Source organism: Komagataeibacter oboediens, assembly GCF_003207815.1.
GTDB classification, from domain to species: domain Bacteria; phylum Pseudomonadota; class Alphaproteobacteria; order Acetobacterales; family Acetobacteraceae; genus Komagataeibacter; species Komagataeibacter oboediens.
The window spans coordinates 1-578 of record NZ_NKTX01000263.1 but is presented as its reverse complement, the minus strand read 5'-3'; the positions used below and the strand labels follow the sequence as shown (position 1 = coordinate 578).

General features: G+C 56.6%; 1 protein-coding gene and 1 pseudogene. One reads left to right on the top strand and one right to left on the bottom strand.

The features are described from left to right. Nucleotides 1-120, top strand: a pseudogene (locus CFR80_RS18770) (IS5/IS1182 family transposase); the annotation flags it as partial. Between the two features lie 85 nt (nucleotides 121-205). Here CFR80_RS18770 and CFR80_RS18765 read toward each other — a convergent pair. Continuing rightward, a partial coding sequence (locus tag CFR80_RS18765; protein ID WP_146221733.1) for a transposase occupies nucleotides 206-578 on the bottom strand: 373 nt, incomplete at its 5' end.

Genomic DNA, 578 nt, shown 5'->3' with positions numbered 1-578 from the left:
GGTCGCTGCAGGCGGCTCGCCAAAGACTGGGAAAAGTCCATAGCCTCGTCAACAGCGTGGACTTTGATCGCCTCAATCCGCATGCTGACCCGCAGAACCACAAGGCATTGTCAGTGCTGAAAAACTTTCGGATCAGGCTCTAACAGGCCCTAGCAGTCTGTCGGGTTGGCCATTTTGAGGGTTATAAGGTCGAGGCTGACCCGGCTTATGCTGCGTGAAGCCGTGCCATTCTTTTGCAGTTATATGCGAGTGCAACGAGGGTCCATTCGGTCGTGACTTTTGCAAGGCTGCGCAGGCTGAATCTTCTGAAGCCCATGATGCTTTTGATAATTCCAAAGACCGGCTCCACGGTCTGTTTGCGTAGTCTGTAAACATCTCCGGCTTCTGTAGTTTCCAGCCTGTCCTTCATGGCAAGCCGCCAGGGTTCAGTTATCCGGCGTGGCTCCCTTCCTGCGGGCTGGGGTCGGAAGTCGTAAGGTCTGCGGGCACAGGGCCGTCCAATGGCGACCAGCGGATCAATGCCCTTTTCCTGCAGTTTCCGGACCGCCTGTCCGCTGGCGTAACCGGTGTCGGCAAGC